The organism is Rhodanobacter humi, assembly GCF_041107455.1.
GTDB lineage: Bacteria > Pseudomonadota > Gammaproteobacteria > Xanthomonadales > Rhodanobacteraceae > Rhodanobacter_A.
Genome location: NZ_JBGBPY010000001.1, coordinates 2972838 through 2997127, shown reverse-complemented (window position 1 = coordinate 2997127; position 24290 = coordinate 2972838). Strand labels below are relative to the sequence as shown.

The 24290-nt window shown below is 66.7% G+C and carries 37 protein-coding genes; 5 read left to right on the top strand and 32 right to left on the bottom strand.

The window, feature by feature from the left end; all coding sequences use genetic code 11:
* Positions 1-52 precede the first annotated feature (52 nt).
* Genes AB7878_RS13365 through AB7878_RS13355 form a run of 3 tightly spaced genes read left to right on the top strand, consistent with a single transcriptional unit; the run spans position 53 to position 2671 of the window.
* A complete protein-coding gene (locus AB7878_RS13365; protein WP_369494821.1) occupies positions 53-1453 on the top strand; it encodes a sensor histidine kinase in 1401 nt (466 codons plus the stop codon).
* Entirely contained in the window at positions 1450-2163 is a 714-nt protein-coding gene (locus AB7878_RS13360; protein WP_369494820.1) for a Dph6-related ATP pyrophosphatase, read from the top strand. Before AB7878_RS13365 ends, AB7878_RS13360 begins: the two co-directional genes overlap by 4 nt.
* Positions 2147-2671 (top strand): mismatch-specific DNA-glycosylase, encoded by a 525-nt coding sequence (locus AB7878_RS13355; protein ID WP_369494819.1) that lies wholly within the window; start codon positions 2147-2149, stop codon positions 2669-2671. The genes AB7878_RS13360 and AB7878_RS13355 overlap by 17 nt, the downstream gene beginning before the upstream one ends.
* Positions 2672-2684: 13 nt before the next feature.
* On the opposite strand, the gene AB7878_RS13350 is transcribed toward AB7878_RS13355, so the two are convergent.
* Positions 2685-3383, bottom strand: a complete 699-nt coding sequence (locus tag AB7878_RS13350) for a c-type cytochrome (protein WP_369495771.1) — start codon at positions 3381-3383, stop codon at positions 2685-2687.
* 182 nt (positions 3384-3565) lie between these two features.
* Here AB7878_RS13350 and AB7878_RS13345 point away from each other — a divergent pair, with 182 nt between their 5' ends.
* A complete protein-coding gene (locus tag AB7878_RS13345; protein WP_369494818.1) occupies positions 3566-5167 on the top strand; it encodes an amidase in 1602 nt (533 codons plus the stop codon).
* A gap of 16 nt (positions 5168-5183) precedes the next feature.
* Positions 5184-5471: a hypothetical protein gene (locus tag AB7878_RS13340; RefSeq protein WP_369494817.1), complete on the top strand. Its 288-nt coding sequence runs from the start codon at positions 5184-5186 to the stop codon at positions 5469-5471.
* Between the two features lie 10 nt (positions 5472-5481).
* Here the strand turns inward: AB7878_RS13340 and AB7878_RS13335 are convergent, their stop codons facing one another.
* The 31 genes from AB7878_RS13335 to tuf all read right to left on the bottom strand — a co-directional run bounded on the left by AB7878_RS13335 (position 5482) and on the right by tuf (position 24181).
* Positions 5482-6294, bottom strand: coding sequence for a hypothetical protein (locus AB7878_RS13335; RefSeq protein ID WP_369494816.1), 813 nt, complete (start codon positions 6292-6294; stop codon positions 5482-5484).
* Between the two features lie 90 nt (positions 6295-6384).
* The gene (locus AB7878_RS13330) at positions 6385-7755 is read right to left on the bottom strand and encodes a class II 3-deoxy-7-phosphoheptulonate synthase (protein ID WP_369494815.1); all 1371 of its coding nucleotides are present in this window, start codon (positions 7753-7755) and stop codon (positions 6385-6387) included.
* Positions 7752-8273, bottom strand: a complete 522-nt coding sequence (locus AB7878_RS13325; protein WP_369494814.1) for a disulfide bond formation protein B — start codon at positions 8271-8273, stop codon at positions 7752-7754. The genes AB7878_RS13330 and AB7878_RS13325 overlap by 4 nt, the downstream gene beginning before the upstream one ends.
* A gap of 154 nt (positions 8274-8427) precedes the next feature.
* The gene (rplQ, locus tag AB7878_RS13320; protein WP_077481344.1) at positions 8428-8814 is read right to left on the bottom strand and encodes a 50S ribosomal protein L17; all 387 of its coding nucleotides are present in this window, start codon (positions 8812-8814) and stop codon (positions 8428-8430) included.
* A gap of 305 nt (positions 8815-9119) precedes the next feature.
* The gene (locus tag AB7878_RS13315) at positions 9120-10118 is read right to left on the bottom strand and encodes a DNA-directed RNA polymerase subunit alpha (protein WP_369494813.1); all 999 of its coding nucleotides are present in this window, start codon (positions 10116-10118) and stop codon (positions 9120-9122) included.
* 15 nt (positions 10119-10133) lie between these two features.
* Positions 10134-10760 (bottom strand): 30S ribosomal protein S4, encoded by a 627-nt coding sequence (gene rpsD / locus AB7878_RS13310; RefSeq protein ID WP_077481340.1) that lies wholly within the window; start codon positions 10758-10760, stop codon positions 10134-10136.
* 11 nt (positions 10761-10771) lie between these two features.
* On the bottom strand, positions 10772-11158 hold the full coding sequence (gene rpsK / locus AB7878_RS13305) for a 30S ribosomal protein S11 (RefSeq protein WP_007513384.1): 387 nt from the start codon (positions 11156-11158) through the stop codon (positions 10772-10774).
* A gap of 81 nt (positions 11159-11239) precedes the next feature.
* Positions 11240-11596 carry a 30S ribosomal protein S13 gene (gene rpsM / locus AB7878_RS13300; protein WP_369494812.1) on the bottom strand — a complete coding sequence of 119 codons (357 nt, stop codon included), beginning with the start codon at positions 11594-11596 and terminating at the stop codon, positions 11240-11242.
* 137 nt (positions 11597-11733) lie between these two features.
* Positions 11734-13056 (bottom strand): preprotein translocase subunit SecY, encoded by a 1323-nt coding sequence (gene secY, locus AB7878_RS13295; RefSeq protein WP_369494811.1) that lies wholly within the window; start codon positions 13054-13056, stop codon positions 11734-11736.
* 5 nt (positions 13057-13061) lie between these two features.
* Positions 13062-13499: a 50S ribosomal protein L15 gene (gene rplO / locus AB7878_RS13290; RefSeq protein WP_369495770.1), complete on the bottom strand. Its 438-nt coding sequence runs from the start codon at positions 13497-13499 to the stop codon at positions 13062-13064.
* Positions 13499-13696, bottom strand: a complete 198-nt coding sequence (gene rpmD, locus AB7878_RS13285; protein WP_077481332.1) for a 50S ribosomal protein L30 — start codon at positions 13694-13696, stop codon at positions 13499-13501. Before rpmD ends, rplO begins: the two co-directional genes overlap by 1 nt.
* Positions 13689-14198 carry a 30S ribosomal protein S5 gene (gene rpsE, locus AB7878_RS13280; protein ID WP_077481330.1) on the bottom strand — a complete coding sequence of 170 codons (510 nt, stop codon included), beginning with the start codon at positions 14196-14198 and terminating at the stop codon, positions 13689-13691. Before rpsE ends, rpmD begins: the two co-directional genes overlap by 8 nt.
* A 138-nt stretch (positions 14199-14336) precedes the next feature.
* Positions 14337-14690: a 50S ribosomal protein L18 gene (gene rplR, locus AB7878_RS13275; RefSeq protein ID WP_369494810.1), complete on the bottom strand. Its 354-nt coding sequence runs from the start codon at positions 14688-14690 to the stop codon at positions 14337-14339.
* 111 nt (positions 14691-14801) lie between these two features.
* The gene (gene rplF, locus AB7878_RS13270) at positions 14802-15329 is read right to left on the bottom strand and encodes a 50S ribosomal protein L6 (RefSeq protein ID WP_369494809.1); all 528 of its coding nucleotides are present in this window, start codon (positions 15327-15329) and stop codon (positions 14802-14804) included.
* 10 nt (positions 15330-15339) lie between these two features.
* Complete coding sequence (gene rpsH, locus AB7878_RS13265; protein ID WP_369494808.1) at positions 15340-15735, bottom strand: 30S ribosomal protein S8; 396 nt, start codon at positions 15733-15735, stop codon at positions 15340-15342.
* A gap of 220 nt (positions 15736-15955) precedes the next feature.
* Complete coding sequence (rpsN, locus tag AB7878_RS13260; RefSeq protein WP_077481324.1) at positions 15956-16261, bottom strand: 30S ribosomal protein S14; 306 nt, start codon at positions 16259-16261, stop codon at positions 15956-15958.
* A gap of 17 nt (positions 16262-16278) precedes the next feature.
* Positions 16279-16818, bottom strand: a complete 540-nt coding sequence (gene rplE / locus AB7878_RS13255; RefSeq protein WP_077481322.1) for a 50S ribosomal protein L5 — start codon at positions 16816-16818, stop codon at positions 16279-16281.
* A gap of 11 nt (positions 16819-16829) precedes the next feature.
* Positions 16830-17144 (bottom strand): 50S ribosomal protein L24, encoded by a 315-nt coding sequence (rplX, locus tag AB7878_RS13250; RefSeq protein WP_077481320.1) that lies wholly within the window; start codon positions 17142-17144, stop codon positions 16830-16832.
* A 14-nt stretch (positions 17145-17158) separates the two neighbouring features.
* On the bottom strand, positions 17159-17527 hold the full coding sequence (gene rplN, locus AB7878_RS13245) for a 50S ribosomal protein L14 (protein WP_007513359.1): 369 nt from the start codon (positions 17525-17527) through the stop codon (positions 17159-17161).
* A gap of 15 nt (positions 17528-17542) precedes the next feature.
* Positions 17543-17818, bottom strand: coding sequence for a 30S ribosomal protein S17 (gene rpsQ, locus AB7878_RS13240; protein ID WP_369494807.1), 276 nt, complete (start codon positions 17816-17818; stop codon positions 17543-17545).
* Positions 17819-17830: 12 nt separating this feature from the next.
* On the bottom strand, positions 17831-18016 hold the full coding sequence (rpmC, locus tag AB7878_RS13235) for a 50S ribosomal protein L29 (RefSeq protein WP_369494806.1): 186 nt from the start codon (positions 18014-18016) through the stop codon (positions 17831-17833).
* A gap of 1 nt (position 18017) precedes the next feature.
* Positions 18018-18431 (bottom strand): 50S ribosomal protein L16, encoded by a 414-nt coding sequence (gene rplP / locus AB7878_RS13230; protein ID WP_077481314.1) that lies wholly within the window; start codon positions 18429-18431, stop codon positions 18018-18020.
* Between the two features lie 11 nt (positions 18432-18442).
* Entirely contained in the window at positions 18443-19204 is a 762-nt protein-coding gene (rpsC, locus tag AB7878_RS13225; RefSeq protein ID WP_369494805.1) for a 30S ribosomal protein S3, read from the bottom strand.
* 12 nt (positions 19205-19216) lie between these two features.
* On the bottom strand, positions 19217-19552 hold the full coding sequence (rplV, locus tag AB7878_RS13220) for a 50S ribosomal protein L22 (protein WP_077481310.1): 336 nt from the start codon (positions 19550-19552) through the stop codon (positions 19217-19219).
* Entirely contained in the window at positions 19552-19824 is a 273-nt protein-coding gene (gene rpsS / locus AB7878_RS13215; RefSeq protein WP_077481308.1) for a 30S ribosomal protein S19, read from the bottom strand. Before rpsS ends, rplV begins: the two co-directional genes overlap by 1 nt.
* A gap of 12 nt (positions 19825-19836) precedes the next feature.
* Positions 19837-20658, bottom strand: coding sequence for a 50S ribosomal protein L2 (gene rplB / locus AB7878_RS13210; protein WP_077481304.1), 822 nt, complete (start codon positions 20656-20658; stop codon positions 19837-19839).
* A gap of 17 nt (positions 20659-20675) precedes the next feature.
* Complete coding sequence (rplW, locus tag AB7878_RS13205; RefSeq protein WP_077481302.1) at positions 20676-20969, bottom strand: 50S ribosomal protein L23; 294 nt, start codon at positions 20967-20969, stop codon at positions 20676-20678.
* Positions 20966-21568 carry a 50S ribosomal protein L4 gene (gene rplD, locus AB7878_RS13200; protein ID WP_369494804.1) on the bottom strand — a complete coding sequence of 201 codons (603 nt, stop codon included), beginning with the start codon at positions 21566-21568 and terminating at the stop codon, positions 20966-20968. The genes rplW and rplD overlap by 4 nt, the downstream gene beginning before the upstream one ends.
* Positions 21569-21579: 11 nt before the next feature.
* Complete coding sequence (gene rplC, locus AB7878_RS13195) at positions 21580-22221, bottom strand: 50S ribosomal protein L3 (RefSeq protein ID WP_369494803.1); 642 nt, start codon at positions 22219-22221, stop codon at positions 21580-21582.
* Between the two features lie 20 nt (positions 22222-22241).
* Complete coding sequence (rpsJ, locus tag AB7878_RS13190; RefSeq protein WP_014402136.1) at positions 22242-22553, bottom strand: 30S ribosomal protein S10; 312 nt, start codon at positions 22551-22553, stop codon at positions 22242-22244.
* Between the two features lie 437 nt (positions 22554-22990).
* Positions 22991-24181, bottom strand: coding sequence for an elongation factor Tu (gene tuf / locus AB7878_RS13185; RefSeq protein WP_077481275.1), 1191 nt, complete (start codon positions 24179-24181; stop codon positions 22991-22993).
* Between the last annotated feature and the right edge of the window lie 109 nt (positions 24182-24290).

Genomic DNA, 24290 nt, shown 5'->3' with positions numbered 1-24290 from the left:
GCCCCTCTCCCCCGCCCCTCTCCCGCCAGCGGGAGAGGGGGGGCAGGTGCCCGTGAGGCCCGCTTCCCTCTCCGCCCGCGTCACCGTGCTGCTGGCCATCGTCTGCCTGCTGGTGCTGGGCGGCGGCGCGAAGCTGATGGATTGGCGGATCGACCACGAGATGGCCAGCCGCTTCCGCGCGGACCTGCTGAGCCAGGCCCGTACCCTGGGCAACATGGTCGCGCTGGAGCAGGACGCGCCCACCAGTCGCCTCGCCGCCGGCCTGCCCGGTGGCGACGGCGACAGCTGGTACGAGCTGCGTTGCGACGGCGCCGCGCCCCGGCGCAGCGATCCGCCGCCGCCGGCCGTGCCGAAAGGCTGGCCCGACGACACCGGCCCGCAGCCGCGTTTCGCCCGGCTCGGCCACCACGAGCATCATCTGGATTCGGTGCGGCTGAGCTTCCCCCGCCCGGTCGGCGAGGACGACGAAGGCCACATCGCGGCCAACGCCGCGCCCGCCACCTGCCGCCTGCTGTTCCTGCAGGATCGCCACTCGCTCGACCAGTTGCTGCTGGCGATCGACTGGATCCTCGCACTGGGCCCGCTGCTCGCCGCGGTCTTCGCGCTGATCGTGGTGCCGCTGGTGGTGCGCCGCGGCCTGCGCCCGATCGGCGCACTGGTGGAGCGCATGCGCGGCATCGGCCCCAATGCGCCCGGCCAGCGGCTCGCCGCGATCGGCCTGAAGGAACTCGACCCGCTGGTGGCGCGCTTCAACGACGTGCTCGGCCGCATGGACGACGGCCTCGCGCGCGAGCGCCAGTTCGCCAGCGGCCTCGCCCACGAGACGCGCACCCGGCTCGCCGAACTGCGCGTGCTGGCCGAGGTGGAAGCGCGCTACCCCAGCGGCCGCAGCACGCCCGAACTGCTTGCCGAGATCGGCAGCATCGGCGCCGAGCTGGAAGCCACCGTCACCGCCCTGCTGCTGCTCACCCGCCTGCAATCCGGTCTGGAGCAGCCGCAATGGCAGACGCTGGCGCTGGCGCCGTGGCTGGAACGCCAGTTGCAGCGCCAGCACGCCACCGCCGCGGCGCGCGGCCTCGTGCTGAGCTGCGAAGGCACGCCGCCGGAGGGCTTGCACACCGACCCGGCCCTGCTGGAGGTGATCGTGGGCAACCTGCTGGGCAATGCCTGCGCCTACGCGCCTGTGGGCGACACCGTGCGCCTGCGCGTCGACACGCGGGGGCTTTCCATCGACAACGCCGCGCCCGGCCTCACCGACGCCGATCTCGCCAGCTTCGGCCAGCGCTTCTGGCGCAAGCAGTTGCCGCACGCGGGCCACGCCGGGCTGGGCCTGGCGCTCACCACCGCCGCGGCGCAGGCGCTGGGCCTGGCGCTGGATTTCCGGCTCGATCCGCAGCAGCGTCTGCATGCGACGCTGGACTGGCGCGCCGCCATCACTTCGGAGACGCCATGAGCGACACTCCCACGCCCATCCTGCTCGCCTGGAGCGGCGGCAAGGATTGCCTGATGGCGCTGCAGCGCCTGCGCGCCGACCAACACTGGCAGGTTGTCGGCCTGCTCACCACGATCAACCGCAACTACCAGCGCATCGCCATGCACGGCGTGCGGCAGGACGTGCTGCACGCCCAGTCCACCGCGCTCGGCCTGCCGCTGGTCGAGGTGCTGCTGGACTGGCCCGGCAGCAACGAGGCCTACGAAGCCGCGCACGCGCAGGCGCTGACCGAGGCGCGCAGGCGCTGGCCCGGCATCCGCCACTGCGCGTTCGGCGACCTCTTCCTCGAAGACGTGCGCGACTACCGCGTGCGCCAGCTCGGCCGCGACAACTGGCGCGCGGTGTTCCCGCTGTGGGGCGAGGACACCACCGCACTGTCGCGCCGCTTCGTGGCCGAAGGCCATCGCGCGATGCTGTGCTGCGTGGACACCCAGCAACTCGCCGCGGATTTTTGCGGCCGTGCCTACGATGCCGCCCTGCTCGACGCCCTGCCCACCGGCGTCGATCCCTGTGGCGAGCGCGGCGAGTTCCACACGCTGAGTTACGGTGGTCCGCTGTTCAAGCAAACACTCAAGCTCAAGCGCGGCGAATCGGTGCTGCGCGACAACCGCTTCCAGTTCACCGATTTCCTGCTCGATCACGGCCGGCTGGACGATGGTCCGCAAGCCTGAAGCCCACGTGCTGCCCGACGTGCTCCAGCCCGGCCTCGCCCTGGTGTTCTGCGGCACCGCGGCGGGCAAGCGCTCCGCTGCCGAGCGCGCCTACTACGCCCACCCCGGCAACCTGTTCTGGCGTGCGTTGCACGAAGCCGGTCTCACGCCGCGCCTGCTCGCGCCCGCCGAGTTCCCGCTGCTGCCGCAATTCGGCATCGGCCTCACCGACCTCGCCAAGCGCCACAGCGGCAACGACGACGAACTCCCGCGCGATGCTTTCGACGCGTCTGCGCTGCGCGCGAAGATCGAGCGCTACACGCCGCGCCTGCTCGCCTTCACCAGCAAGAACGCGGCACGCGCTGGACTGGGGCATGCCGTCGCTTATGGCTTGCAGTCGGAACGCATCGGCGCGACGCGCGTGTTCGTGCTGCCGTCGCCGTCGGGGCAGGCGCGCGGGCATTGGGATCTCGCGCCGTGGCGTGCGCTGGGCGCGCTGTATCGCGTCGAACTGCAGACAAGTCCTTAGGCGAGCGACTTCTTCATGTGCCAGCCCCGTCGCCCGCCAGCACACCGCAGCGCAGCGGCGGCTGCACGCTGCCGGCCGCTTGCGCGTGCATGTCGGCCGGCAGTTCGCGACCGGCCAGCCAGGCCGCCACCGCGGTGATGTCGGACTCGCTCAGGTGACCGGCGATCTCGGCCATGCAGTCCGGCGCCACAGTGGCGCGGGTGTGCGTGCGCCAGGCGCCGAGCTGGGCGCTGATGTAGTCATACGGCAGGCCGACCAGGCCGGGGATGTCGGGCTGCACGCCGGTGAGCTGGCTGCCGTGGCAACGCTCGCAGGCAGGAATGCCGCGCGCGGGGTCGCCCGCGCTCACCAGTTGTTCGCCACGCTGCAGTGTCGCGGCGGATACCGCGGGCCGCGGCGAGCGCGCATAAGGCACCTGCTGTGCCGCGAAGTACTCGGCGATCTCGCTGAGGTAGGCCGGGTCGAGCCCGCGCACGGTGTATTCCATCGGCGCGTACTTGCGCAGGCCGTTCTGGAAATCCTGCAGCTGTCGCACGAGGTAGCCGGCCGGCTTGCCGGCGAGGCGCGGGAAGAAGCCGCTGCCGGGCGAACCCTCGCCGCGTTCGCCATGGCAGGCGGTGCAGGCCGCGATGCGCTGCTGCAAGGTGTCGGGCGCCGACGGTGCGGCCGACGACGAAGACGTCGCGGGTGCGGCGGCGAACGCGGGCGCCATCAGCAGCGACAAGGCCAGGGACGACAGGCGCCGGGCGATACGTCCGGCAGCGACACGCGGGGAGCCATGCATGCGTAGATTCATCCGTCGAGTATAGGCAGGTTCACTGCCCAGCCGTGGGGTGGACCGGCGGGCTATGCTCCGCCGGGCACGACACCATGTCGCACCAGCCGGGGGATGCCATGACGCGCCAACTGTTCGCCCGTTCGTTGCTCGCCGCCGCCCTGCTCGCCAGCGCACCACTGGCCGCGCAGGAGCATGACACCGCCCATGCGTCCATCGCCCAGCTGCAGCAACGCATGGATGCCGGCAGCCTGAGCAGCCAGACCCTGACGCAGGATTTCCTCGACCGCATCCAGCACATCGACCGCAGCGGCCCGAACCTGCACGCGGTGCTCGAAACCAATCCCGATGCGCTGAAGATCGCCGGCACGCTCGACAAGAAACGCCGGAAGACGCACGGCCCGCTGTACGGCATCCCGGTGCTGCTGAAGGACAACATCGACACCGGCGACCGCGAACAGACCACCGCCGGTTCGCTGGCGCTGGCCGGCGCGCCGGCGCCGCGCGACGCCACCGTGGCCGCGAAGCTGCGCGCTGCCGGTGCGGTGATCCTCGGCAAGACCAATCTCAGCGAATGGGCCAACTTCCGCTCCAACCACGCCAGCAGCGGCTGGAGCGGCGTGGGTGGGCAGACGAAAAATCCGTATGCACTGGACCGCAACCCCTGCGGCTCCAGCGCCGGTTCCGGCGCCGCCTTGGCGGCCGGCCTCGCCACGGTGACGATCGGCACGGAGACCGACGGCTCGATCATCTGCCCCGCCTCGATGAACGGCCTCGTGGGCATCAAGCCCACCGTGGGTCTGGTGAGCCGCGCCGGCATCGTGCCGATCAGCCACAACCAGGACACCGCCGGCCCGATGGCGCGCGACGTGGCCGATGCGGCCGCCCTGCTCGCGGTGATCGCCGGCAGCGACCCGCGCGACCCGGCCACGGCGGAGGCCGACAAGCACGCCACCGACTACACGAAGTTCCTCGACCCGAACGGCCTCAAGGGCAAGCGCATCGGCGTGGTGCGCCAGCTCGCCGGCGCCGAGCCGAACGCCGACCGCGTGCTCGACGCGGCGATCGCCACGATGAAAGCGCAGGGCGCGATCATCGTCGACCCGGTGAAGCTGCCGCATCTGAACGAACTGGGCGATGCGGAAATGACCGTGCTGCTATACGACTTCAAGCACGACATCAACGCCTACCTCGCCACGCGTACCGGCCTCTCGGTGCACACGCTGGCCGACCTGATCGCGTTCGACACGGCGCACGCCGCCGAGGAGATGACCTGGTTCGGGCAGGAGTTGTTCGAGCAGGCCCAGGCGAAGGGGCCGCTCACCGACAAGGCTTACCTCGACGCGCTGGCCAAGGCGAAGCGGCTGGCCGGCCCGGAAGGCATCGACGCGGCACTCGCTGCGCAGCACCTCGACGCGCTGCTAGCGCCGTCGTGGGGACCGGCCTTCATGACCGACCCTGTGCTGGGCGACCACATCGTCAGCGGCGATCCCACCGTCGGCGGCGCCTCGCAGCCCGCCGCAGTGGCGGGCTATCCATCGATCACCGTGCCCGCCGGCTGGGCGCACGGCCTGCCGGTGGGCATCGTGCTGTTCGGCGCGAAGTGGAGCGAACCAGCGCTGATCTCCATCGCCTACGGCTTCGAGCAGCACACGCAGGCGTGGCAGCCGCCGAAGTTCCTCGACACGGTTGACGGCACGCCGCTGGCACCGGGCCGCTGATACCGGGAACGACGCCATGCCGCCGAAGGAACGCCAGCCGCACATCCACTGCCCGCTCTGCAGTTGGGAGCCGCGGCCGGACAGCCGCTGGAAATGCACCTCGCGCGAGCCGGGCTCCGGCTGCGGCATGGTGTGGAACACGTTCTGGACCGCCGGCTGCTGCCCCGGTTGCGGGCATGACTGGGCAATGACCCAATGTCTGTCGTGCGGGCGGACCTCGCCGCACGAGCAGTGGTACCACTTCCCGCCATCCGAGGATGGCGAGACCCGCGAGACGAAGAAATCGCTGGAAACGACGCGCTGAGCGCCCTCGCTCAGCGCAGATACAACGTGGGCCCCAAGACCATGGCAAACGCCAGCGTCACGATCACGCCCAACACCAGCAGCACAAGATGTCGGCCAACGCGGAACTCCGCCGGCTCCCCGTCCCGCACCGGCCGATAGGCCACGTTGAACAAGCCTGCGGTGCCGCCGAACGTCGAGGCCACCGCGGACAGCAGCACGATCACGAAGCCGTGCGGATTCATCAAGCCCACCAGCAAGGCGCTGGCACCACCCACGAGGTAGACCGTCATCGCCACCTGCCGGCGCGTGCGTGCCGCGGGTTCGCCGCCGCCCAGCATCGCGTCCAGCGTGCGGATCGCCAGCTTCACCACGCCGATGTAGGCGATCAGCCCCACCACGGCGAGCACTATCCGCCACAGCCACGGCGCCGGCAGCGGGCCGATGCCGCCGCCCGCGCCCGGCCCCCAATCGCCGAAACCGCTGACACCGGAGAACAGCCAGTAGCCGGCGGCCACCATGCCCTTCACCACGAACACGATCCACAGCGCGAGCTTCGGCAGCGGTCGCTGCACCCGACGCCAGGCGAGGAAGGCCAGTATCGCCACCAGCACGTCCATGCCGGTGCCGGCCATCGCCACCACGCGCCCGGCCCAGCCGGTCGCGCCGGGACATTCGATGTAGTACGCGCCCAGCTCGGTGGGCCGCTGGCCCAACGCCACGCAGGTCAGCGCATGGCCGCCCAACTCGTGCGCCATGGTCAGCAGCGGCAACAGCAGCAGGCTCAGCCCGACCAGCGTCCAGCGATCGATCGACGGCGACGGCGTGGCATCGTGCGTGGCCATGATGGCTCCCCTTGCGCAAATGGGGATCATCCTGCGCGGTCACGCGCCTGCACACAACGGCGACGCGTCAGGCTTGCCGCATGACGATGGTCACGCGGCTGCGGCGCCCGCCGACTTGCGCACGATCAGCATCGCCAGCTCCAGCGACTGCTCGTAGTTGAGGCGCGGATCGACCATCGACTTGTAGGCGCGCGCGAGGTCGGCCTCGGTGAGGCCGCGCGCACCGCCCACGCATTCGGTGACGTCCTCGCCGGTGAGCTCCAGGTGCACGCCGCCCAGCCGCGTACCCGCGGCGGCATGGATATCGAAGGCCTGTTCCAGCTCACCGCGGATGTTCGCGAAGCGACGCGTCTTGTAGCCGTTCGACGTGCTCTCGGTGTTGCCGTGCATGGGATCGGCCACCCACAGCACGCGCCGCCCTTCGCGCTTCACCGCCTGCAGCAGCGGCGGCAGCGCTTCCGCGATCTTCGCGTGGCCCATGCGATGGACCAGGGTGAGCCGGCCCGGTTCGTCCTGCGGATTCAGCGCGTCGATCAGCGGCAGCAGCTGCCCGGCGGTGACCGAGGGACCGACCTTCACCGCGATCGGATTGCGGATGCCGCGGAAGTACTCCACGTGCGCGCCGTCCAGCGCCGCGGTGCGCATGCCGATCCACGGGAAGTGGGTGGACAGGTTGAACCAGCCCGGATGCCGCGGCACCTGGCGGGTCATCGCCTCCTCGTAATGCAGCAGCAGCGCCTCGTGCGAAGTGAAGAAATCCACCTTGGTGAAGCCGGCGATCGGCCCGGCCAGGGTCTCCATGAAGCGCAGCGAATCGCCGATGCCCGCCACCATGCGGCGGTATTCGGCGGCCAGCGGTGAATGCTCGACCCAGGCCAGGTCCCAGTACTCCGGGTGATGCAGGTCGGCGAAGCCGCCGTCGATCAGCGCGCGCACGAAGTTCATCGTCAGCGCGGAATGCGCATGGGCGCGGATCAGCCGTTGCGGATCAGGCCGACGCGCCGCAGCCGTGAACTCGGGGCCGTTGACCACGTCGCCGCGAAAGCTGGGCAGCGTCACGCCGTCGCGCGTCTCGCTGTCGGCCGAACGCGGCTTGGCGTACTGGCCCGCGAAGCGCCCCACCCGCAGCACCGGCTGCTTCAGTCCGTGCACCAGCACCAGACTCATCTGCAGCAGCACCTTGAGCCGGTTCGAAATGATCGGGCTGCTGCAGTCGGCGAAGCTCTCCGCGCAGTCGCCGCCCTGCAGCAGGAAACGCCGACCCTCCTGCGCCTCGGCCAGCGCCTGCTTCAGTGCCAGCACCTCCCACGAAGTCACCAGCGGCGGCAGTCCGGCCAGCTGCGTGGTGGCCTGCGCCAGTTCGGCGGCATCCTCGTACTGCGGCTGCTGCAGCGCCTTGTGCTGCTGCCACGACGACGGCGCCCAGTCCGCCGCGAACACGCTGGTCGCGGTGCCGTTCATCGCCGCGCCACCGTCGGGCGGCGCGCGCCGGTCAGTGCCGCCCACAGGCCCAGCAGCACGAACCAGATCAGCGACCACCACGGCATCGACAGGCCCAGGATAGTCTGCACCGCGGCGCATTCACCGGAGCCGCTGAGCACCTTGAGCAGCACGCGGACCAGGCCGCCGTTGCTCGCCCGGGTTTCCAGCAGGTAACCCAGCGGCGCGCCACAACTCGGTATCTGGTCGGGCGGCAACGACTGGATCCACAGGTGGCGCGCGGCGATGCCGATGCCGACCAGCGCAACCAGCACCAGCAGCCCCACATAGGCCCAGCGTCCGCCGCCGCGTGGCGCATGCAGGCCGCCGACCAGGAACACCAGGCCCAGCGCGATGAACACCACGCGCTGCAGGATGCACAGCGGGCACGGGTCCATCTGCAGCACGTACTGCGCGTACAGCGCGAAACCGATCAGGCCGGCACAGACGAGGAAGCCGGCGAGCAGGCTGACGCGGAACGACCAACGCAAGGGATTCATGGAGAGTACGGCAGGGAGCGAAGACACGACATTACCCCCTTGCCGGCAGGCTGTCAGCATCGGCTTGCCGACCGCCTGCCGCACAAACGAAAACCCCGGCCTTTGCCCGGCCGGGGTTTCGTTTGGACGTCTGGATGTCCGACTGCGGCGGCGCTTACTCGGCGTCGGCGGCCTCGGCAGCCTGCGGGCGGCCGACCAGTTCGACGTAGGCCATCGGCGCGTTGTCGCCGTCGCGGAAGCCGCACTTCAGGATGCGCAGGTAGCCGCCGGGACGCTCGCGGTAACGCGGGCCCAGTTCGACGAACAGCTTGCCCACCGCTTCCTTGTCGCGCAGGCGCGCGAACGCAAGGCGGCGGTTGGCAACGCCGTCGGTCTTGGCCAGCGTGATCAGCGGCTCGGCGACGCGGCGCAGTTCCTTGGCTTTCGGCAGGGTGGTACGGATCAGCTCGTGCTTGAACAGCGACGAAGCCATGTTCTTGAACATCGCTTCACGATGGGCGCTGGTGCGGTTGAGCTTGCGACCGGATTTCATGTGGCGCATGGCGAATACTCTCTACAGGTCTGTTGTTATGAAAAGCCGGCGATTGTGTCCGGCTTCCCGCGGTTGCCCGCTGATGAAAGCCCTTCTTGGTACGGGCTCTTGTTGAGCATGACGGCCAGCGGCCGTCCGGGGCGTCTGCAAAATCCGAGGCTTGCGCACTCGTCAGATCGCCAAAACCGGGCGCCAAGCATGTCGCCCGAAACAGCGTGCGGCCCCGAAGGGCCGCCTTGCCAACCGGCGCGCGCACCTGAGTGCACTCGCCAGTTTGCCGGTACCGCCGGCGGTCGCGAGCGACCGCCCGAAAATCAACCCAACTGCATGCCGTGGGAGAGGCCGGCCGGCGGCCAGTTCTCCAGCTTCATGCCCAGGGCCAGACCGCGCGAACCAAGCACGTCCTTGATCTCGGTGAGCGACTTCTTGCCCAGGTTCGGCGTCTTCAGCAGCTCGACCTCGGTCTTCTGCACCAGGTCGCCGATGTAGTAGATGCTCTCGGCCTTCAGGCAGTTCGCCGAACGCACGGTGAGCTCCAGATCGTCGATCGGACGCAGCAGCAGCGGGTCGAAACCGCTCTTCTCCGCCTTGTCGGTGGCGCTCTCGCGACGCGAGAAATCGCCGAACACCGACAGCTGGTCGTTGATGATCTCGGCGGCCTTGCGAACCGCGTCCTCGGCGCCGATCGTTCCATTCGTCTCGATATCGAGAACCAATTTATCGAGATTCGTGCGCTGCTCGACGCGAGCGGCATCCACCTCGTAAGCCACACGCAGCACCGGCGCGAACGACGCGTCGAGCTGCAGGCGACCGATCGGGCGTGCCTCATCATCCGGATGCTGGCGCGTGCTGGCCGGCTGGTAGCCCACGCCGCGACGCACCTTCAGGCGCATGTTGAGCGCGATGTCCTTGGTCAGATGGCAGATCACGTGCTCGGGGTTGATGATCTCCACCGAGTGGTCGACGACAATGTCGCCGGCCGTGACCACGCCCTTGCCCTTCTTGGACAGGGTGAGGGTAACCTCGTCGCCGGTGTGCTGGCGGATCGCCACGTCCTTGAGGTTCAGCAGGACTTCGATCACGTCCTCCTGCAGGCCCTCGAGCGTGGTGTATTCGTGCAGCACGCCGTCGATCTCGACCTCGACGATGGCGCTGCCGGGGATCGAGGAAAGCAACACGCGACGCAGCGCGTTGCCCAGGGTATGACCGAAGCCACGCTCGAGCGGCTCGACCACCACCTTGGCGCGATTGGCTCCGAGCTGTTCGACGCTGAGGCCGCGTGGCCGCAGCACGCTAGTTGACGAAACTGCCATGCAGAGCTCCGGTGATTACTTCGAGTAAAGCTCGACGATCAATGCTTCATTGATGTCGGACGGCAGGTCGCCGCGATCCGGCACCGTCTTGAACGTGCCTTCGAATTTCTTGCTGTCGACCTCGACCCAACCCGGACGCAGGTCCATGGTGTCGAACACGGTCGCCGCTTCCTGCACGCGCAGCTGGCTGCGGGCGCGCTCGGTCAACGCAATCGCGTCGCCCGGCTTGACCTGGTAGGAAGGGATGTTGACCTTCTTGCCGTTGACCAGGATCGCCTTGTGGGCGACCAGCTGGCGGGCCTGGGCGCGGGTGACCGCGAAGCCCATGCGGTAGACGACGTTGTCCAGGCGGCTTTCGAGCAGGCGCAGCAGGTTCTCGCCGGTGTTGCCCTTGAGGGTCGACGCCTTCGAGTAGTAGTTGCTGAACTGGCGCTCGAGCACGCCGTAGATGCGCTTGACCTTCTGCTTCTCGCGCAGCTGGACGGCGTAGTCGGACATGCGCATGCGCTTGTTGGCGCCATGCTGGCCGGGCTTGTTCTCCAGCTTGCACTTGGAGTCGATCGCGCGGGCCGGGCTCTTGAGGCTCAGGTCGGCGCCTTCGCGGCGGGCGAGCTTGCAGGTAGCTCCACGATAACGTGCCATGGTTGTGCTCCTTAGACTCGACGCTTCTTGGGGGGACGGCAGCCGTTGTGCGGAATCGGCGTGACGTCGATGATGTTGAGCACCTTGTAACCCAAGGCGTTCAGCGAACGCACGGCCGACTCGCGACCCGGGCCCGGGCCCTTGATGCGCACTTCCACGGTCTTCACGCCGTAGTCGCCGGCGGCACGGCCAGCCTTCTCGGCGGCGACCTGGGCGGCGAACGGGGTCGACTTGCGCGAACCGCGGAAACCCGCGCCGCCGGCAGTCGCCCACGACAGGGCGTTGCCCTGGCGATCGGTGATGGTGACGATGGTGTTGTTGAAGGAGGCCTGCACGTGGGCCACGGCATCCGTGACAACGCGCTTGATCTTCTTCTTTGTCTTGACTGGCTTTGCCATGTTCAAAGGCTCTTTTTAATCGGTGCGGCCACGGAAGGCCGCTTCGTGATCTTCGCGATCAGGGACGATCGCACTGGCAAATCACTTCTTGATGGCGCGACGCGGGCCCTTGCGGGTGCGTGCGTTGGTACGCGTGCGCTGGCCGCGCACCGGCAGGCCGCGACGATGGCGCAAGCCGCGGTAGGTGCCCAGATCCATCAGGCGCTTGATCGCCATGCCCACTTCGCGGCGCAGGTCGCCTTCCACGACGTACTTGGCGATTTCCGCGCGAAGCTTTTCCACTTCGCCTTCACTCAGCGACTTGATCTGGGTGGTGGGAACCACGCCAGCGTCCGCACAGACCTTCCTGGCCCGGCTGCGGCCGATGCCGTAAATGCTCTGCAGGCCAACCCAGACATGCTTCTGGACCGGCAAATTGACACCCGCGATGCGCGCCATGATGTACTTTCTCCGATGCGTTTCGTGCGCGGTAAACGCGCAATTCTAACTTGAATCAACTTGTCAGGAAAGCCCTGCGGCGCCCAACGCCGCCCGGCCCTCCGGGTTTTCGACCCATCTCCCGCGCCCAGCAGCCACTAGTTGCGACGGAGATTGGCCTTCTTGAGCAAACTTTCGTACTGGTGGCTGACCAGGTGCGCCTGGATCTGCGCCGTGAAGTCCATCACCACCACCACCACGATCAGCAGCGACGTACCGCCGAAATAGAACGGCACGTGCCAGAACTTCTGCATGAACGACGGCACCAGGCAGACCAGCACCAGGTACAGCGCACCGACGCCGGTCAAACGGGTCATCACGCCATCGATGTAGCTGGCCGTGGCGCGACCCGGACGGATGCCCGGAATCAGCGCGCCGGAGCGCTTGAGGTTGTCCGCCGTCTCGTCCGCGTTGAACACGATCGCGGTGTAGAAGAACGCGAAACCGATCACCAGCACCGAATAGACGATGTCGTACAGCGGCTCACCCGGGTTCAGCGCCTGGGTCAGATCCTGCAACCAGCGCGCCTGGTGGCCGGTGCCGAACCAGCTCACCGCGGTCGCCGGGAACATCAGCAGGCTGGACGCGAAGATCGGCGGGATCACGCCCGACATGTTGATCTTCAGCGGCAGGTTCGAGCTCTGGTTCTGGTAGGCCCGCTGGCCGCCGGAACGCCGCGCATAGTTGACGGTTATCCGCCGCTGCGCGCGCTCCATGAATACGCAGAACGCGGTGACGCCCAGCACGATCGCGAACACGATCAGCAGCATCAGCACCGACAGCTCGCCGTTGCTGGACATGCCCAGGGTGTGCACCACCGCGCCCGGCAGGCCGGCCACGATGCCGGCGAAGATCAGCAGCGAGATGCCGTTGCCGATGCCGCGCTCGGTCATCTGCTCGCCCAGCCACATCAGGAACATGGTGCCGGCAGTCAGACCCACCACCGAGGCCAGCACGAACCCGAAGCCCGGGGTGTACACCACCGGCGCACCGCCCGCCGCGACCTGCTTCTGCAGCGCCACCGCGATGCCGAAGGACTGGAACAGCGCCAGACCCACGGTGCCGATGCGGGTGTACATCGTCATCTTGCGCTTGCCGGACTCGCCTTCCTTGCGCAGCGCCTGCAGGCTCGGGATCACCGAACCCATCATCTGGATCACGATCGACGCCGAGATGTACGGGATCACGCCCAGCGCGAACACCGAGAAGCGCGCCAGCGCGCCGCCCGAGAACATGTTGAACATGTCCATCAGGCCGTTGCCGTTGACCAGGTTGCTCATCGCGTCGGGGTTCACGCCCGGCACGGGGATGAACGAACCGAGACGGAACACCACCAGCGCACCGATCACGAAGAAGATGCGCTGACGCAGTTCGGTCAATTTGCCGAGCTTGCCGAGTGCGTTGCCCTTGGCTTGAGCCACCGTGATTACTCCACGCTGCCGCCGGCCGCCTCGATGGCTGCCTTGGCGCCAGCCGTGGCCAGCAGACCCGACAGCTTCACCGCACGACCGATTTCACCCTTCAGCACCACCTTCACCTTCTTGGCGCGGCTGTCGATCAGGCCGGCCTGGTGCAGCACGATGGCGTCGATCACGTCGGCCTTGAGGCTGGCCAGCTGGTACAGGAACACCTGCTGGCTCTCGGCCTTCAGCTTGGAGCGGAAGCCGACCTTGGGCAGGCGACGCTGCAGCGGCATCTGGCCGCCTTCGAAGCCGTACTTGTGGGTGCCGCCGGCGCGGGCGTGCTGACCCTTGTGGCCGCGACCGGCCGTCTTGCCGAGGCCCGAGCCGATGCCGCGACCCACGCGCAGCTTGGTCTTGCGCGAACCGGCGGCGGGCTTGATGTCGTTGAGACGCATGATGATTACTCCTCGACCCGGACCAGGTAGTAGACCGTGTTGATCAGGCCACGCACCTGCGGGCTGTCCTTCAGCTCACGGACGTCGTTGGTCTTGTTCAGGCCCAGCGCCTTGACGCTGAGACGATGCCGCGCCTGCACGCCACGCAGGCCCTTCACCAGGCGCACGCGCACGGTGCCGGCGGTTTCGTTCTTCTTAGCCATTGCCAAGCACCTCGTCCACGGTCTTGCCACGCTTGGCGGCGATCTGCTTCGGCGAGGCAACCGCCTGCAGGCCCTTGATGGTGGCGCGCACCAGGTTGATCGGGTTGCGCGAACCGACCGCCTTGGCCAGCACGTTCTTCACGCCCACCACTTCGAGCACCGCGCGCATGGCACCGCCGGCGATCACGCCGGTACCTTCGGAGGCCGGCTGCATGTAGACGCGGGCCGCGCCGTGGTTGGCCTTGATGGCGTACCACAAGGTGCCGTTGTTCAGGTCGATGCTCACCATCTGGCGGCGGGCACGCTCCATCGCCTTGGAGATGGCGACCGGCACTTCACGCGCCTTGCCATAGCCGAAGCCGACCTTGCCCTCGCCGTCGCCGACCACGGTCAGCGCAGTGAAGCTCATCTGGCGGCCACCCTTCACGGTCTTGGCCACGCGGTTGACGGCAATCAGCTTTTCCAGCAGGCCGTCGGAATTTTCGCGATCGTTGGAAGACATTTCTCGATTCCGTGTGCCCGGACCATCCGGGACTTTTGCTTGCGGCTGCGCCGCTTGTAGTTGTGGTGTTGCTGGAAGCGAAGGGCTCGGATCTCGCGAGACAGGATCTCTCGAATCCCGCATCCCCAATCCCTGCTCTTAAAACTTCAAGCCAGCCTCGCGCGCCGCATCGGCCAGTGCCTTGATGCGACCGTGGAAGCGGAAGCCGGAGCGGTCGAACGCCACCGACTCCACGCCGGCAGCCAGTGCACGCTCGGCGACGGCCTTGCCCACCGCGGCGGCGGCGGTCAGGTTCTTGGTGCCCTTCAGGCCCTCGGCCACCGACTTCTGCACGGTGGAGGCAGCCGCCACCACGTTGACGCCGGAGGCATCGAACACCTGGGCGTAGAGGTGCTGACCGGTGCGGTGCACCGACAGGCGCGCCACGCCGAGCTTGCGGATGTGCGAACGCGTGGACTTGGCGCGACGCAGGCGGGATTCGTTCTTGTTCATCTGTCTGTTCCTCGAAAGCGGATCGGCTTGCATGAGCGGACTACCCTGCCTTTTTGAGGAGTGCGGCCACGGATGGCCGCTTCCACACGCAGGGAAAGCGTACTAACTCATTTACGCCTTCTTGGCTTCCTTCAGGGTGATCTTCTCGCCGGCATAGCGCACGCCCTTACCCTTGTAGGGCTCCGGCGGACGGAAGCCGCGGATCTTGGCGGCCACCTGACCCACGGCCTGCTTGTCGGCGCCCTTGATCAGGATCTCGGTCTGCGAAGGGGTTTCCAGCGTGATCCCCGCCGGCGCCTCGAACACCACCGGGTGCGAGAAGCCCAGGCTCAGGTTCAGCGCCTTGCCGGCCATCGACGCGCGGTAACCCACGCCGACCAGCTCCAGCTTGCGCTCGTAACCCTCAGACACGCCCTTGACCATGTTCGCCAGCAGCGCGCGGGCGGTGCCGCCGAACTTGTCGTCGGCGCCTTCGGCCAGCTGGATGTTGACGGCTTCGCCGTTCACCGCGAGCGACACGCCGGGCAGCGCGTGGATCGCCAGCGTGCCCTTCGGGCCCTTCACGGTAACGCTGTCGGCCGCGGCCTTCAGCTCCACGCCCTTCGGCAGGTTGATCGTCTTTTTGGCTACACGTGACATCGTCGGCTCCTTAGGCGACCTGGCCGATGACTTCGCCGCCCAGCCCCTTGGAGCGGGCCTGCGCGTCGGTCAGCAGACCGGCGGACGTCGAGATGATCGAGATGCCCAGACCACCGAGCACCTTCGGCAGTTCATCCTTGCCGCGGTAGATGCGCAGGCCGGAACGGCTGACGCGGGAGATGGCTTCGATGGCCGGGCGGCCTTCGAAATACTTCAGCTTGATCTCGAGCACCGGCTTGCCCTCCGCCTGGGAGGACTGCGCGTCGAGAATGTAGCCTTCGTTCTTGAGAAGGTTGGCGATCGCCACCTTCAGCTTGGACGACGGCATGCTCACCGTCGGCTTGCCCATCAGCTGGGCATTGCGGACACGCGTAAACATGTCGGCGATGGGATCAGTCATGCTCATGAAAACATCCTTCAGAGTGCACCGATATCCGATAAAACCGGAAATCTTCTAGATTGTGATGCCGACAAGGCGTCAGCCTGCGTTGCGCAGACCGCCGACTATAGCAGCTTTTCCCGGCTTTGCGAATATCGGCGCTGGAATTACGCCGACGGCGGCAGCCCTCAAGGTCTGCCGCCGCATCGGGTCGGGCGGATTCGTCCGCCCTGCCCCAGCTTGGGTCTTACCAACTGGCCTTGCGCAAGCCGGGCACGTCGCCACGCATGGTGGCTTCGCGCAGCTTGTTGCGGCCGAGGTTGAACTTGGCGTACACGGCGCGCGGACGGCCGGTCAGCGCGCAACGGGTGCGCTGGCGGGTCGGGCTGGCGTCGCGCGGCAGCTTCTGCAGCTTGCTCTGCGCTTCCATCTTCTCCTCGTAGGAGGCGGTGGGGCTCAGCACGATCGCCTTCAGTTCGGCGCGCTTGGCGGCGTACTTCTGGACGAGCTTGGTCCGCTTGATGTCGCGGTTGACCATCGAGGTCTTTGCCATGTGTTTCTCTCGCGTTATCAGTTACGGAACGGGAAGCTGAAGGCTTCCAGCAGCGCCTTGGCCTCGGCGTCGGTCTTCGCCGTGGTGGTGATGGCGATGTCCATGCCGCGCATCGCGTCGACCGCGTCGAAGTCGATTTCCGGGAAGATGATCTGCTCCTTGATGCCGAAGTTGAAGTTGCCACGGCCATCGAAGGCGCGGCCCGAGACGCCGCGGAAGTCGCGGACGCGGGGCAGCGAGATGTTGATCAGGCGATCCAGGAACTCGAACATCTGCGCGCGGCGCAGGGTGACCTTGCAGCCGATCGGCCAGCCGTCGCGGATTTTGAACGAGGCCACGGAAACGCGCGCCTTGGTCGTGATCGGCTTCTGGCCCGAGATCTTGGCCATGTCGGCCACGGCGTTCTCGAGGATCTTCTTGTTGCCGGCCGCTTCGCCCACGCCCATGTTCAGCGTGATCTTGGTGATGCGGGGAACCTGCATCACGTTCTGGTAGCCGAACTTCTCGGTGAGCTTCGGCACTACCTGCTCTTTGTAAAACGTCTCAAGGCGCGTCATGTCATTAATCCTTACGCGTCCACGACCTCGCCAGTCGAACGGAACACGCGGACCTTGCGCCCATCAGCGAGCGTCTTGGTGCCAACGCGTTCACCCTTGTTCGAGGCGGGGTTGAACAGCTGCACATTGGAGAGATGGATCGAGGCTTCACGCTCGACGATGCCGCCGGCCTGGTTGGCCTGCGGATTCGGCTTGGTGTGGCGCTTGACCAGGTTCACGTTGGAGACGTAAACGCGGTCGTCCGCGACACGCAGCACTTCGCCGCGCTGGCCCTTGTTCTTGCCGGTGATCACGAGGACCTGATCACCCTTGCGGATACGATTCATGTTCTTGACTCCGCTCAGAGCACTTCGGGCGCGAGCGAGACGATCTTCATGAACTTCTCGCTGCGCAGCTCGCGGGTGACCGGCCCGAAGATACGGGTGCCGATCGGCTCGAGCTTGTTGTTGAGGAGCACCGCTGCATTGCCGTCGAAACGGATCAGCGAGCCATCGGGACGGCGCACACCCTTGGCGGTACGGACCACCACGGCGTTGTACACCTCGCCCTTCTTCACCTTGCCGCGGGGGATGGCATCCTTCACGGTGACCTTGATCACGTCACCGATCGCGGCGTAACGGCGCTTGGAGCCGCCGAGCACCTTGATGCACATCAGTTCCTTGGCGCCGCTGTTGTCCGCCGCGGAGAGCGTGCTTTGCATCTGGATCATGTCTGCACCCTCCTTTTAGACGGCCGCGCGGACGACGATTTCGACCACGCGGTGATGCTTGGTCTTGGACAGCGGACGGCACTCGGCGATGCGCACCAGGTCGCCCTCGTTCGCACCGAGGTCGTCCTGCGCGTGCAGCTTGGTCGACCGGCGCACGATCTTGCCCAGCAGGCCGTGTTGCACCTGGCGCTCGATCAGGACGGTGACCGTCTTGTCCATCTTGTTGCTGATGACGCGGCCCTCGAGGGTGCGCGCCCCGCTCTTGACAGCGGTGTTCTGGTTGTCGCTCATCTCGGCGCTCCCTTACTTCTTCGCGCCGAGCACGAACTTCGTGCGGGCGATGTCACGCCGGACGCGGCGCAGCTGATGCGGCTGGCTGAGCTGGCCGGCACCCTTCTGCATGCGCAGGTTGAACTGCTCCTTGCGCAGGTCCAGCAGGTGCTGCTTGAGCTCGTCGGCCGACTTGGTGGTCAGATCTTTGATGGCCATATCACATCACCGCCCGGGTCACGAACTGGGTCTGCACCGAGAGCTTGGCGGCCGCCAGGCGGAACGCCTCGCGCGCCGACGTCTCGTCGATGCCCTCGATTTCATAGAGCATGCGGCCGGGCTGGATCGGAGCCACCCAGAATTCCACGCCGCCCTTGCCGGCGCCCATACGCACTTCGATCGGCTTCTTGGTGATCGGCTTGTCCGGGAACACGCGGATCCACAGCTTGCCGCCGCGCTTCACGAAGCGGGTGATGCAACGACGACCGGCCTCGATCTGGCGCGCGGTGAGCGCGCCGTGGGTGGTCGCCTTCAGGCCGAATTCGCCGAAGCTGACGAGGTTGGCGCACTGCGCCAGCCCGTCGTTGCGGCCCTTGAACTGCTTGCGGAATTTGGTTCGCTTGGGTTGCAACATGGCAACTCTCCTTACTTCGCCGCGCGCTCGCGACGGCCTTCGCCATCACGGTCACGACGCGGTTCACGATCACGACGGCCTTCGCCACCCTCGCGGCGCGACGGCGCCGGGGAGTCGTCCTTCGGCTCCTGGCCGATCTGGGCCACGTCGAAGATCTCGCCCTTGTAGACCCACACCTTGATGCCGATGATGCCGTACTGCGTCTTGGCCTCGGCGGTGCCGTAGTCGATGTCCGCACGCAGGGTGTGCAGCGGCACGCGACCTTCGCGCGCCCACTCGGAGCGAGCGATCTCGGCGCCGTTCAGACGGCCGGAGACGTTGATCTTGATGCCCAGCGCGCCCAGGCGCATCGCATTGCCCACCGAGCGCTTCATCGCGCGGCGGAACATGATGCGACGCTCCAGCTGCTGCGCGATCGACTCGGCCACCAGCTGGGCGTCCAGCTCGGGCTTGCGCACTTCGTTGACGTTGATGTGCGTCGGGACGCCCATCAGGTCGCTGACTTCCTTGCGCAGCTTCTCGATGTCCTCGCCCTTCTTGCCGATCACCACGCCCGGACGGGCGGTGTGGATCGTCACGCGCGCGGTCTTGGCCGGACGCTCGATCTGGATCTTCGAGATGCCGGCGGCAGCCAGCTTCTTCTTCAGCATCTCGCGGACCTTGATGTCCGCCACGAGATACTTCGCGTAGTCGCCCTTGTTGGCGTACCACTTGGCGTTCCAGTCCTTGGCGATGCCGAGGCGGATGCCGGTGGGATGAACTTTATGACCCATCGTCTTCTCCTCTTACTCGCCGACGACCACGGTGATGTGGCTGGTGCGCTTCAGGATGCGGGAACCGCGACCCTTGGCCCGGGCATACATGCGCTTCATCGCGGGACCTTCGTCCACGAAGATGCGCGCGACCTTCAGCTCGTCGACATCGGCGCCGAGGTTGTTCTCGGCGTTGGCGACGGCCGACAGCAGCACCTTGCGGACAAGGGTTGCGGCCTTCTTGTTGGTGAACTGGAGCACGTCGCTGGCTCGGCCGACGGGCATGCCGCGGACCAGGTCAGCCACCAGGCGTGCCTTCTGCGCCGAAATGCGGGCGCTGCGCAGGATCGCTTTGGCTTCGGTGCTCATCACTTGCCCTTCTTGTCGCCGACGTGGCCCTTGAAGGTGCGCGTCACCGCGAACTCGCCGAGCTTGTGCCCGACCATGTTCTCGTTGACGAGCACCGGCACGTGCTGGCGGCCGTTGTGGATGGCGATGGTCAGGCCCACCATTTCGGGCAGGATCATCGAGCGGCGCGACCAGGTCTTGATCGGACGCTTGTTGTTGGCGGAAACCGCGGCTTCCACCTTCTTGGCGAGGTGAAGGTCGACGAACGGACCTTTCTTCAGAGAGCGTGGCATGTCGGGTTCCTGTTACTTGCGGCGACGCACGATGAACTGCTGCGTGCGCTTGTTGTTGCGGGTCTTGTAACCCTTGGTCGGCGTGCCCCACGGGCTGACCGGGTGACGGCCGCCGGAGGTACGGCCTTCACCACCACCGTGCGGATGGTCGACCGGGTTCATCACCACGCCGCGCACGGTCGGGCGGATGCCCAGCCAGCGCTTGGCGCCGGCCTTGCCGAGCTTCTTCAGGCTGTGCTCGCCGTTGCCGACCTCGCCGATCGTGGCGCGGCACTCGACCGGCACGCGGCGCATTTCGCCGGAGCGCAGGCGCAGCGTGGCGTAGCCGGACTCGCGGGCCACCAGTTGCACCGAGGCGCCGGCGGAACGAGCGATCTGCGCACCCTTGCCCGGCTTCATCTCGATGCAGTGGATGGTGGAACCCACCGGGATGCTGCGCAGCTGCAGGCAGTTGCCGGCCTTGATCGGCGCGTCGTGGCCGGACAGCAGGCGGTCGCCCACCTGCACGCCCTTCGGCGCGATGATGTAGCGGCGCTCGCCGTCGGCGTAGCACAGCAGCGCGATGTGCGCGGTGCGATTCGGGTCGTACTCGATGCGCTCGACCTTGGCGGCAATGCCTTCCTTGTCGCGCTTGAAGTCGATGATGCGGTAATGCTGCTTGTGACCGCCGCCGCGATGACGCGTGGTGATGCGACCGAAGTGGTTGCGGCCGCCGGTCTTGGACTGCGCCTCGGTCAACGCCGCGTGCGGCGCGCCCTTGTGCAGGCCTTCCGTGCGGACGCTGACCGCGTCACGGCGACCCGGCGAGGTCGGCTTGTGGGTGATTAGTGCCATCTCGAAGAACTCCTGGCTCAGGCCTTGGCCGACACGTCGATGGACTGGCCATCGGCGAGACGCACATAAGCCTTGCGCTTGCCCTGGCGGCTGCCAGCGCGGAAACGGAAGGACTTGACCTTGCCCTTGCTGTTGACGAGGTTCACCTGCTCGACCTTGACGTCGAACATCTGCTCCACCGCCGCACGGACATCGGCCTTGGTCGCCTCGGGGGCCACCACGAAAACATACTGGTTGTGCTCGCCGACGCGAGCCGACTTCTCGGAGATGTGCGGCGCGCGCAGCGTGTCGAGAATGCGTTCGTTGCTCATGCCAGCCACTCCTCGATCTTCTTCACCGCGTCGACGGTCATGACGATGTGGTCGGAACCGACCAGGCTGACCGGGTTCAGCGCCATCACGTCCAGCACATGCAGGTAGGGGATGTTGCGCGCGGCCAGGTACAGCGCCTCGCTGGCATCCTCGGAAACCAGCAGCACGCGACCGGACACCTCAAGCTCGGCGAGCTTGGCAATCATCGCCTTGGTCTTGGGCTGGTCGACGCCGAAGCTCTCGACCACCTTGATGCGACCCTGGCGGTTCAGTTCGGCCAGGATCGAGCGGATCGCCACGCGATAGGCCTTGCGGTTGACCTTCTGCTCGAAGCTGCGCGGCTTCGCGGCAAACGTCACGCCGCCGCCCACGAAGATCGGGGCGCGGTAGTCGCCGTGACGGGCACCGCCGCCCTTCTGCTTCTTGAACTTCTTGGTGGTGCCCGACATCTCGCCACGCGACAGCTGCGCCTTGGTACCGGCGCGGGCGCCGGCCTGGTACGCAACCACCACCTGGTGGATCAGGGCCTGCTTGAACTCGCCGCCGAACACTTCGTCCGACACGCTGAGCGGCTTGGCGCCAATGACATTCAGTTCCATGGCGTCTCTCCTCAACCCTTGGTGGTCGGACGGATCACGACGTCGCCACCGGTCGCACCGGGGACAGCGCCCTTCACCGCGATCAGATGACGCTCGGCGTCGACCTTGACCACTTCCAGACCCTGCTGGGTACGATTCACGTTACCCATCTGGCCGGACATCTTCTTGCCGGGGAACACGCGGCCCGGCGTCTGGCGCTGGCCGATCGAACCCGGCGCGCGGTGCGACAGCGAGTTGCCGTGCGTTGCATCGCCCATCTTGAAGTTCCAGCGCTTGATGGTGCCCTGGAAGCCCTTGCCCTTCGACACGCCGGCGACGTCGACGATCTGGCCGACCGAGAACAACTCGTCCGCCTTGATCTCCGCGCCCACGCTGTACTTGCCGAGATCCTCGGCGGCCACGCGGAACTCCCACAGGCCGCGGCCCGGCTCCACCTTGGCCTTCGCGTAATGACCCTTCAGCGGCGCCGTCAGCAGGCTGGCGCGCTTCACGCCCGCCGCGACCTGCACGGCGCTGTAGCCATCGTTGTCTTCCGTCTTCAGCTGGGTGACGCGGTTCGGGGTGGCCTCGATGAGGGTCACCGGGATCGAACGCCCGTCTTCAGTGAAGAGCCGGCTCATGCCGCACTTGCGGCCTACCAGTCCGATACTCATGTTCGTATCCTGTCTGTCGCTCAACCGAGCTTGATCTGAACATCGACGCCAGCGGCGAGATCAAGCTTCATGAGCGCGTCCACGGTCTTGTCGTTGGGGTCGACGATGTCGAGCACGCGCTTGTGGGTACGGGTCTCGTACTGGTCGCGGGCATCCTTGTCGACGTGCGGCGACACCAGAATGGTGTAACGCTCGATCTTGGTCGGGAGCGGAATCGGACCGAGTACCGTGGCACCGGTGCGCTTGGCCGTCTCGACGATCTCGCTGGCCGAACGGTCGATCAGACGATGATCGAACGCCTTGAGGCGGATGCGAATCTTCTGGTTCGCCATAAAACCGTGTCCTGTTATCAAAAGAACTTGACTGTGCAACGAGGCGGCTTCTCACCGCATCGCACTGCTCTCTGGAACCATCGGGGCCGCACCTGGCGATCCCGACCTGAAAAACGCCAAGCGAGCACGTAGTGGCTCGCTTGGCGCAAATCCTGCTGCGCAGTGGCGTGGCGGCGGGATTGACCCGAAACTACGCCGAATGCGATGGCCGTCCACGGCCTGCGAACTCGAAGCACTTCCTGCGCCTCATTTCGCTGTGAGCCAGTCGAAGATCATCCGTCTGGCAAGTGAGCTGCAAAGTATAACGGTAAATCTGGATTTAGTGAAGGGGGTCGAGATCGACGCGACCCGCCCTCCTTTCCCCGGCGTGATCCGACCCATCGGGTCGGGTCAACGACGGAAGTTGTCCCGGCAGCAAGCCGCCGGGGCAACGGTACTTACTTGATGACCTTGGCCACCACACCGGCGCCGACGGTGCGGCCGCCTTCGCGGATCGCGAAACGCAGGCCTTCGTCCATCGCGATCGGGTGGATCAGGCTCACCACCATCTTCACGTTGTCGCCCGGCATCACCATCTCCACGCCGTCCGGCAGCTGGCAGGCGCCCGTCACGTCGGTGGTGCGGAAGTAGAACTGCGGGCGGTAGCCCTTGAAGAACGGCGTATGACGGCCGCCTTCGTCCTTCGACAGCACGTACACCTCGGCCTCGAAGTCCGTGTGCGGGGTGATCGTGCCCGGCTTCGCCAGCACCTGGCCACGCTCCACGTCGTCACGCTTCAGGCCGCGCAGCAGCAGACCCGCGTTGTCGCCCGCCTGGCCCTGGTCCAGCAGCTTGCGGAACATTTCCACGCCGGTCACGGTGGTCTTCTGGGTCGGACGGATGCCGACCACTTCGATTTCGTCACCAACCTTGATCACGCCGCGCTCGATACGGCCGGTCACCACGGTGCCGCGGCCCGAGATCGAGAACACGTCTTCCACCGGCATCAGGAACGGCTTGTCGATCGCACGCACCGGCTCCGGGATGTAGCTGTCCAGCGCATCCACCAGCTGGATGATCGCCGGCACGCCGATCTCGCTCTGGTCGCCTTCCAGCGCCTTCAGCGCCGAACCCTTGATGATCGGGGTGTCGTCGCCCGGGAAGTCGTACTTCGACAGCAGCTCGCGCACTTCCATCTCGACGAGCTCCAGCAGCTCGGCGTCGTCCACCATGTCGGCCTTGTTCAGGAACACCACGATGTACGGCACGCCCACCTGGCGCGACAGCAGGATGTGCTCGCGCGTCTGCGGCATCGGGCCATCGGCGGCCGAGCACACCAGGATCGCACCGTCCATCTGCGCCGCACCCGTGATCATGTTCTTCACGTAGTCGGCGTGGCCCGGGCAGTCCACGTGCGCGTAATGGCGCACCGGCGATTCGTATTCCACGTGCGCCGTCGAGATCGTGATGCCGCGCGCCTTCTCTTCCGGCGCCGCGTCGATCGCGTCGTAGGCCTTGAATTCGCCGCCAAAACGTTCCGCACCAACCTTCGTCAGCGCCGCCGTCAGCGTCGTCTTGCCGTGGTCCACGTGACCGATCGTGCCCACGTTCACGTGGGGCTTGGTGCGCTCGAACTTGCCCTTTGCCATGACTTGAGACCTCTAGATAGAACTTGCTGTCAGTGCGGCGATTGCCGCGTCGTTTCAATTACGCGACCTGGGTAGGCCGCACTGTTTTTTCCGAAACACAAAAGCGAAA

Excerpts from the sequence above, each read along its gene's own strand:
- rpsN (WP_077481324.1), bottom strand. The coding sequence starts at position 16,261 with ATGGCAAAGACCTCGATGGTCAACCGCGACATCAAGCGGACCAAGCTC.
- rplE (WP_077481322.1), bottom strand. The coding sequence starts at position 16,818 with ATGACGCGCCTTGAGACGTTTTACAAAGAGCAGGTAGTGCCGAAGCTC.
- rpsE (WP_077481330.1), bottom strand. The coding sequence starts at position 14,198 with ATGTCTTCCAACGATCGCGAAAATTCCGACGGCCTGCTGGAAAAGCTG.
- AB7878_RS13340 (WP_369494817.1), top strand. The coding sequence starts at position 5,184 with ATGCCGCCGAAGGAACGCCAGCCGCACATCCACTGCCCGCTCTGCAGT.
- AB7878_RS13360 (WP_369494820.1), top strand. The coding sequence starts at position 1,450 with ATGAGCGACACTCCCACGCCCATCCTGCTCGCCTGGAGCGGCGGCAAG.
- rplN (WP_007513359.1), bottom strand. The coding sequence starts at position 17,527 with ATGATCCAGATGCAAAGCACGCTCTCCGCGGCGGACAACAGCGGCGCC.
- rplV (WP_077481310.1), bottom strand. The coding sequence starts at position 19,552 with ATGAGCACCGAAGCCAAAGCGATCCTGCGCAGCGCCCGCATTTCGGCG.
- tuf (WP_077481275.1), bottom strand. The coding sequence starts at position 24,181 with ATGGCAAAGGGCAAGTTCGAGCGCACCAAGCCCCACGTGAACGTGGGC.
- rplD (WP_369494804.1), bottom strand. The coding sequence starts at position 21,568 with ATGGAACTGAATGTCATTGGCGCCAAGCCGCTCAGCGTGTCGGACGAA.
- rplR (WP_369494810.1), bottom strand. The coding sequence starts at position 14,690 with ATGAACAAGAACGAATCCCGCCTGCGTCGCGCCAAGTCCACGCGTTCG.
- rpsC (WP_369494805.1), bottom strand. The coding sequence starts at position 19,204 with ATGGGTCATAAAGTTCATCCCACCGGCATCCGCCTCGGCATCGCCAAG.
- rpsJ (WP_014402136.1), bottom strand. The coding sequence starts at position 22,553 with ATGGCGAACCAGAAGATTCGCATCCGCCTCAAGGCGTTCGATCATCGT.
- AB7878_RS13315 (WP_369494813.1), bottom strand. The coding sequence starts at position 10,118 with ATGGCAGTTTCGTCAACTAGCGTGCTGCGGCCACGCGGCCTCAGCGTC.
- AB7878_RS13350 (WP_369495771.1), bottom strand. The coding sequence starts at position 3,383 with ATGGCGCCCGCGTTCGCCGCCGCACCCGCGACGTCTTCGTCGTCGGCC.
- rpsK (WP_007513384.1), bottom strand. The coding sequence starts at position 11,158 with ATGGCAAAGCCAGTCAAGACAAAGAAGAAGATCAAGCGCGTTGTCACG.
- rplW (WP_077481302.1), bottom strand. The coding sequence starts at position 20,969 with ATGAGCAACGAACGCATTCTCGACACGCTGCGCGCGCCGCACATCTCC.
- AB7878_RS13345 (WP_369494818.1), top strand. The coding sequence starts at position 3,566 with ATGACGCGCCAACTGTTCGCCCGTTCGTTGCTCGCCGCCGCCCTGCTC.
- rplP (WP_077481314.1), bottom strand. The coding sequence starts at position 18,431 with ATGTTGCAACCCAAGCGAACCAAATTCCGCAAGCAGTTCAAGGGCCGC.
- AB7878_RS13335 (WP_369494816.1), bottom strand. The coding sequence starts at position 6,294 with ATGGCCACGCACGATGCCACGCCGTCGCCGTCGATCGATCGCTGGACG.
- rplQ (WP_077481344.1), bottom strand. The coding sequence starts at position 8,814 with ATGCGCCACATGAAATCCGGTCGCAAGCTCAACCGCACCAGCGCCCAT.
- rpsD (WP_077481340.1), bottom strand. The coding sequence starts at position 10,760 with ATGGCACGTTATCGTGGAGCTACCTGCAAGCTCGCCCGCCGCGAAGGC.
- rpsH (WP_369494808.1), bottom strand. The coding sequence starts at position 15,735 with ATGAGCATGACTGATCCCATCGCCGACATGTTTACGCGTGTCCGCAAT.
- rplF (WP_369494809.1), bottom strand. The coding sequence starts at position 15,329 with ATGTCACGTGTAGCCAAAAAGACGATCAACCTGCCGAAGGGCGTGGAG.
- AB7878_RS13330 (WP_369494815.1), bottom strand. The coding sequence starts at position 7,755 with ATGAACGGCACCGCGACCAGCGTGTTCGCGGCGGACTGGGCGCCGTCG.
- rplX (WP_077481320.1), bottom strand. The coding sequence starts at position 17,144 with ATGAATCGTATCCGCAAGGGTGATCAGGTCCTCGTGATCACCGGCAAG.
- AB7878_RS13325 (WP_369494814.1), bottom strand. The coding sequence starts at position 8,273 with ATGAATCCCTTGCGTTGGTCGTTCCGCGTCAGCCTGCTCGCCGGCTTC.
- rpmD (WP_077481332.1), bottom strand. The coding sequence starts at position 13,696 with ATGGCTAAGAAGAACGAAACCGCCGGCACCGTGCGCGTGCGCCTGGTG.
- AB7878_RS13355 (WP_369494819.1), top strand. The coding sequence starts at position 2,147 with ATGGTCCGCAAGCCTGAAGCCCACGTGCTGCCCGACGTGCTCCAGCCC.
- rplC (WP_369494803.1), bottom strand. The coding sequence starts at position 22,221 with ATGAGTATCGGACTGGTAGGCCGCAAGTGCGGCATGAGCCGGCTCTTC.
- rpsS (WP_077481308.1), bottom strand. The coding sequence starts at position 19,824 with ATGCCACGCTCTCTGAAGAAAGGTCCGTTCGTCGACCTTCACCTCGCC.
- rplB (WP_077481304.1), bottom strand. The coding sequence starts at position 20,658 with ATGGCACTAATCACCCACAAGCCGACCTCGCCGGGTCGCCGTGACGCG.
- rpsM (WP_369494812.1), bottom strand. The coding sequence starts at position 11,596 with ATGGCGCGCATCGCGGGTGTCAATTTGCCGGTCCAGAAGCATGTCTGG.
- rpmC (WP_369494806.1), bottom strand. The coding sequence starts at position 18,016 with ATGGCCATCAAAGATCTGACCACCAAGTCGGCCGACGAGCTCAAGCAG.
- rpsQ (WP_369494807.1), bottom strand. The coding sequence starts at position 17,818 with ATGAGCGACAACCAGAACACCGCTGTCAAGAGCGGGGCGCGCACCCTC.